The sequence below is a fragment of the Verrucomicrobiota bacterium genome, from assembly GCA_016871535.1.
Lineage (GTDB): Bacteria > Verrucomicrobiota > Verrucomicrobiia > Limisphaerales > SIBE01 > VHCZ01.
Map to the genome: position 1 here is coordinate 1 of VHCZ01000332.1, position 6,048 is coordinate 6,048.

Below are 6,048 nucleotides of genomic sequence, written 5' to 3' on the forward strand. Positions count from 1 at the left end.
CTTTTGTCCGTGGCCTGCGTTGGCTCGGTCCTTACAGCCCGCGTTGGGGATGCTCGGACCTCGCCGCCTTGGCCACAGCCAAAATCCCTCGCCGCAGGACCCCGCGCAATTTTCGGACACGCTCTAAGGAGATAGGACGCTCTCGACAACTGGAAGCTTGGCTCCACGCGGAAGTCGAGGCTATTGTTCCAGCGCCGTATGGCCCTCACACACCAGAAATTGATCGTAAAACCAAGCCATGAATCACGCCGAAAAGCTGAGGTGAAGTTCCTCGTGGATTCCGGGGCAGTTTATAGCCTGGTGCCTGCCGCCGTGCTCCGAGGCCTGGGCATTCGTCCTCACCGTTCGGTGGATTTCACGCTGGCGGACGGAACGACTATCGTGCGTCAAGTCGGCGACGCGTTTTTCGAATTTCGTGGAGAAGGCGGGGCGGCGCCCGTGATCTTCGGTGAGGAAGGGGACGAACCCTTACTGGGCGCGACGACTCTGGAGAGCCTGCGTCTGGTTCTGGACCCTTTCAAGCGCCGGTTGGTGCCGATGCGGATGATCCTGGCTTAGTGCTTGGTCCGCGGGATGGACGACAAAGCTTGTAGCGCAGAGTTGCACTCTGCCGTATCGCAGAATTGTATTCTGCGGGGCGTCTCCCAGTCCGAGCACGCTGGGACTTGCCGGCGCGCTGCCGATTGGAAATCGGCGATACAGCAGATTGAAAATCTGCGCTACGGTTCTCCGGTCGATCTGTCGTCAATCCCACGGTCTGCACAGTAGTGGGCACGGACCCTTAAAGACACGAACAGAGGCCTGGCTGGAGGAAGCCGCGACATTCTGCCGGAAACGTTGTTCAAGGTTGGAGGTGTCGCGGTCCTTGTGCTCCAGACTCCCTTCGAATGTGTCGCAAGAGAACAATTCAGAGTCTTTGGAAGTCAGAACGAAATCAAGAAGCCAGGTCGTCGAGCGGCCCTCGAAACACCCGATTTCCAGCGCCTTCAAAGGCCGGTGCGTCTGGTACCAGCCCAAATCCTTGAAAAGCTTCTCCCAAAACGGAATCACGTACCCAAAGAAATCAACTATAAACCGGTAACGATGGCCCAACTTTGCACAACTTTGGTCTGATCAGCGCGGCGTGCTGGGCGTGTACGCGGAATCTCGGAGCGGATCGTGGTTTTTGTGCCTCAGGAATCGCTCGTAACCTGGAGGAATCTGCATGAATGAGTGGCCGCGTTTCCAAAGCATCGCCGTCACCAGTCGCTCTGCCAGCCAGGCCACGGGGATCACATTCCGATGGAGATGAGGAATTCCATCGAGGGACAGGAGCGTGTTGATGGCCGCTTTCCGGTAGAGTCCCGCCATTCCTTGAATGAAAAATGGAACATCGTCCGGGCTGTATCTGTCATAGCCAAGAAGTTTGCTCAAGCCGTCCATGGAGGGGTGATACTGGACATTGGATCTAACCAGATTGCCGAAGACGTCCACCTGGAGATGTCCGGCTGCGAGGGTACGCAGTTGCAGGAACCAGTCCGATGGATGGAACCAGTGGTCGTCGTGCAACAGGCAGTAATACTCGTAATCGAGTGGAATCCGTTTCAACAGGAAATCAAAGTCGGCCGGATCAAGCCCGTAGTTCGGGCGAACGAAAACAAAATCGGGTGATGCTTTGGCAATGGATTGGAGGGCTGCGTCATTCGGACCATTCAGAACCACCGCGAGATCGAACTGCGGCCGATAGCGGAGGAAATTCTCGTTGAAGCAGTACGTCGCCAGGTTCGGCCAGGTCCTTTCCGAAGTCACAACCAAAGCGAGGGTGTCGTTCATCGGGGTGTATCAGCCTTCATGGGAGACGCTGGAATCCAACCTACAAAAGTGTCCGCGCCAGGCCCCGTATCCTCGATCCGTGGAGATCGCAGGAGCGATCCGAGATTCCTCGCCAGCCCTAGGCCAACAGCTTGTGGATCACTTCTCCGCCGTTGACCGTCGGGCGCTCGTCGCGGCCATTGTGGAGGAAGGTCAGCCGGGCGTGGTCCATGCCGATGAGATGGAGGATCGTCGCGTGGATATCGTGGACGTGCGCCCGGTCTTCGACGGCCCGCAAGCCGATCTCATCCGTGGTTCCAACGACGGTTCCCGCCCTGATCCCGGCGCCGGCGAACCACATGGTGAAACCCCACGGGTTATGATCGCGCCCGTTGCCCTTTTCGTTGAAAGGCGTCCGGCCAAACTCACCGCCCCACACCACGAGCGTGCTGTCGAGCAAGCCGCGCGCCTTGAGATCGGTCAGGAGCCCGGCGATGGGCTTGTCCGTCTCCTTGCAATGCTTGGAGTGATTCGCCTCGATGTCGCTGTGGGCGTCCCACCCACTGGTGCCGCCGCAATAGAGCTGGATAAACCGAACCCCGCGTTCGACGAGACGGCGCGCGAGCAAGCAGTTGGTTCCCGTCTTGCGCGTGGCCTCTTCGTCCATGCCATAAAGCCGCTTCGTCGCTTCCGTTTCCTGAGAGAGATCGACCGCTTCGGGCGCGGCGGCTTGCATGCGGTATGCGAGCTCATACGAATTGAGCCGCGTGGCCAGTTCGGTGTCTTCCAGTTTGTCCGCCGCGTAATGGCGATTCAGGTCGGCCAGCAAATCGAGTTTGCTGCGCTGTTGTTTCTCGCCGACGGTTTTTGGCGAGGCCAGGTGAAAAATCGGCGTGCCTTCGGTGCGGAACTTCGTGCCCTGAAACGTGGCCGCCAAAAATCCGGAACTCCATTGCTTCGGCCCGCCCACGGGATCGCCGCCGTCAGCTAAAACCACGAAGGTCGGCAAATTCTGGTTCGCGCTGCCCAGCCCGTAGGTCGCCCAGGCGCCGAGCGAAGGACGGCCCGCGAGGATGTCGCCCGTGTTCATCTGCGTGACCGAGCCGACGTGATTCAGCCCGTTCGCCCAACAAGAACGCAGGACCGCGATATCGTCGGCGTGCTCCGCGACGTGCGGATACCAATCGGAAACCCAGATGCCGCTTTGGCCGTGCTGTTTGAACTTCCGTTTCGTCGGCATCAGGGTATTGCTTGCCGTGCCCATCGCAGTAATAGGCCGGCCAAAGGAAGCGGGCATGGGTTGTCCCGCAAGCGTATCCAGGGTGGGTTTTGGATCGAACAAATCCAGATGGCTCGGACCGCCTTCCATGAAAAGCCAGATGATCGATTTGGCCATCGGCGGGTAATGCGGCAGGCGAGGGGCCAGAGGGCTGAGCGGATTGATCCTCAGACCTGACGCGCGAGCCAGCAACCCTTCGAGACTCAGCATGTAACCGAACGCCAGCGCGCCGAAACCGCAGCCGGCGCGGCACAAGAAATCACGGCGCGAAGTGGGGGGCTGAACGTGGGGAGTGATCTGAGGCATAAGCAGCGCGACGGGGCGTTACAGCGTTACAACGTTAGATCGTTAAATCGGTTAACTGGGTTAAATGGGTTCAAAGGGTTGGAGATTGATTCGCATGGTCCGAGTTAGTTGCGATACACGAATTCGTTCGCGTTGATGAGCATGTGGCAGAAGTCCACGAGCGAAGCGGCGTGCATGGAGTCGCATGGCACGGCGGAATTCGTGGGCAACGCCAAAGGCTCATTCCCTGCGGCGCGTTCGCTCAGGATCTCCCGGTGCCGTCCAAAGAACCGGCGTGCAATCTCTTGCTCGGCCTTGTCCGGGGAACGCGAAAAAGCCAGGCGGTACGCGGCGTCGATTTGCCGATCGCAATCCGTGCCCGCCAGACCCAGAACGCGTCCGGCAAATGCCTGAGCCCACTCCAGAGTCAGTTTGTTGTTCAACAAGGTCAGCGCCTGGATCGGGCTGGTTGTGACCATCCGGCGCGAGCAAGTCTCATGAGTGTCCGGCATGTCGAAGGTCTCGAAAATCGGGTAACGCGTGTTGCGCCGGACAAAGACGTAAATGCTGCGGCGATTCCGCTCGATCTCATTCTTCGTGACCGGCCAGCCTCCGGCGACGCTCATGCCTTGCGGCAGTTCGGGAAAGACGCTCGGCCCGCCCATCTTCACGTTGAGCAACCCGGCCACTTCCAGCGCCGAATCCCGAAGCGCCTCGCCTTCCAGGCGCTGCCTTGGATAACGCCAAAGCAATTTGTTCTCGGAATCGACTTGGGCCGCGGCTTCGCGGTATCGAGAGGATTGCTGGTACGTGCTCGAAGTCATGATCAACCGGTGCATCTGTTTGAGGCTCCACCCGGTGCGGACGAACTCGCTCGCCAGCCAGTCGAGCAACTGCGGGTGCGTCGGCCGATCCCCCTTCAAACCGAAATCGCTCGCCGTCGCCACCAGGCCTCGTCCGAAGTGGTATTGCCAGATGCGATTCACCATCACGCGCGCCGTCAGGGGATTGCCGGCATCGGCGAGAAGGTTCGCGAGGGTCCCGCGCCGGCCGGTCGAATGCCCTCCCGGCAGCGAGACCAGTTTGGCCGGCTTCGCCTCGAACAACGTCAAGAACCCCGGCTCGACCTCCTCTTTGGGCGCGTCGTAAGCGCCGCGATTCAGCAGATAAGTTTTCGGGGCTTCGTCGCCCAAATCGACCATGCCGGTCCCAATCGGGAGTTCGTCCGGAAGCAAATCATCGAACTTCTTCAACTCGGCCATCAATTCGTCCCAGCGTTTCTTCACGTCGCCTTTGAGGCTGCTGCCGATGCTCTCCGATTTGGCGATGTACTGGTGCGATGCGGGATCGAGATAAAGTTTGGCCTTCGCGACCATCTGGCACTCGAATGCGTTGCGTTCGCTCTCCGGCTTGGCCAGAGCAGCCTGAATCTCTTCCGGATATTTGTCCACGAAGTCCTTGACGATCGCCTTGCGCTTCAACTCTTCAATGCAGTCCAGTTCTTCGCGAAGGTCGCAGGTCTTCTCCTCCCAGATCGCATGCTTCTCGCGGTAGCGCCGAACGGCCTCGCTGGAAGTCAGGACCATGGAATCGTCCGCCGCAGTGTTGGCGAAGAAAGCCTGGAGCCGGTAGTAATCGGCCTGGAGAATCGGATCGTATTTGTGATCGTGGCACCGGGCGCACGCGTACGTCAACCCGGTGAACACGGCGCCAACGGTGTCGGTGATGTCATTGAGAATCTCCTGGCGCCGCTGCATCAAGTTTCGCGCGTTGCTTTCGTCGGGGTAATGCCGGTTGAAAGCTGTGGCGACACGCGCGTTCGGATCGCCCGGCCAAAGCTCGTCGCCGGCGATTTGTTCCTTGATGAAGCGGTCGTACGGTTTGTCGTCATTGAACGACTTGATGACGTAATCGCGGTAACGCCAGGCATAGGGCCGGGTTTCATCCGACTTGAAGCCTTCGCTTTCGGCATACCGCGCCAGGTCCAGCCAATGCCTGGCCCAACGTTCTCCGTAATGCGGCGAAGCCAACAGCCGCTCGACCGCCTTGTCAAAAGCATCGGACGAATGGTCGGTTACGAATGCCTTTACTTCCTCAGGAGTCGGGGGCAGACCAATCAAGTCCAGCGACGCGCGTCTCAGCAAAGTCAATTTGTCTGCTGGCGATCCTGGTTGGATTCCCTTGGCTTCCAGTTCCGCCAGGATGAAAGCGTCGATCGAATTTCGCACCCACTGCGAATGCGTGGCCTTCGGCTCAGGCCGTTGGACGGGCTGGAACGCCCAGTGGTTTCGATCCTCAGGCTTGAAGCGATCCGCAGGTTCCGCTGCGCCCCCCTCGCACAGGACGAGGAGCGCGGCGAACAGCAAACCAGACGGCAGGGGCGGGGCGATTGGGGAATGCTTCAGGGTCATAACCGCGTCATAGGCTGTTCAAATTTCAAGTCAAGCGAGGCGCTCGGTTCCAGGCGGCAGAATTAGCGCTATTCTCATGACTTTGCTCAATTTGTAAATGGCTTTCTTCCGTCCCAAATCCTCGCCTAAGCAAGCGGCGACAAAAAAATCGGGGAGAGCGCCGACGGGACGGTTTTGACTTTCACACACCGGCTCAAATTCCTCGCCCTCAGTGCTTGAAATCGTCCCAACTCGCTGATTCGAAAACACTTCTTCCATCCCGCATTCTATAGCGCGGTCACT

5 protein-coding genes are annotated in these 6,048 nt (G+C 59.0%); 1 reads left to right on the forward strand and 4 read right to left on the reverse strand.

The genetic code is table 11. The annotated features are described in order from the left end of the window. The first annotated feature begins 198 nt into the window (after window positions 1–198). Entirely contained in the window at window positions 199–558 is a 360-nt protein-coding gene (locus tag FJ398_25290; protein ID MBM3841208.1) for an aspartyl protease, read from the forward strand. Window positions 559–744: 186 nt separating this feature from the next. Here FJ398_25290 and FJ398_25295 read toward each other — a convergent pair whose 3' ends face one another. The 4 genes from FJ398_25295 to FJ398_25310 all read right to left on the reverse strand — a co-directional run bounded on the left by FJ398_25295 (window position 745) and on the right by FJ398_25310 (window position 5,766). After that, the gene (locus FJ398_25295; GenBank protein MBM3841209.1) at window positions 745–1,092 is read right to left on the reverse strand and encodes a class I SAM-dependent methyltransferase; all 348 of its coding nucleotides are present in this window, start codon (window positions 1,090–1,092) and stop codon (window positions 745–747) included. A gap of 21 nt (window positions 1,093–1,113) precedes the next feature. Then, window positions 1,114–1,812, reverse strand: a complete 699-nt coding sequence (locus FJ398_25300; GenBank protein MBM3841210.1) for a hypothetical protein — start codon at window positions 1,810–1,812, stop codon at window positions 1,114–1,116. Between the two features lie 118 nt (window positions 1,813–1,930). After that, on the reverse strand, window positions 1,931–3,376 hold the full coding sequence (locus tag FJ398_25305) for a DUF1501 domain-containing protein (GenBank protein ID MBM3841211.1): 1,446 nt from the start codon (window positions 3,374–3,376) through the stop codon (window positions 1,931–1,933). 104 nt (window positions 3,377–3,480) lie between these two features. Next, window positions 3,481–5,766, reverse strand: a complete 2,286-nt coding sequence (locus FJ398_25310) for a DUF1553 domain-containing protein (GenBank protein MBM3841212.1) — start codon at window positions 5,764–5,766, stop codon at window positions 3,481–3,483. Window positions 5,767–6,048 lie beyond the last annotated feature (282 nt).

Excerpts from the sequence above, each read along its gene's own strand:
- FJ398_25290 (MBM3841208.1), top strand. The coding sequence starts at position 199 with ATGGCCCTCACACACCAGAAATTGATCGTAAAACCAAGCCATGAATCA.
- FJ398_25300 (MBM3841210.1), bottom strand. The coding sequence starts at position 1,812 with ATGAACGACACCCTCGCTTTGGTTGTGACTTCGGAAAGGACCTGGCCG.
- FJ398_25305 (MBM3841211.1), bottom strand. The coding sequence starts at position 3,376 with ATGCCTCAGATCACTCCCCACGTTCAGCCCCCCACTTCGCGCCGTGAT.
- FJ398_25310 (MBM3841212.1), bottom strand. The coding sequence starts at position 5,766 with ATGACCCTGAAGCATTCCCCAATCGCCCCGCCCCTGCCGTCTGGTTTG.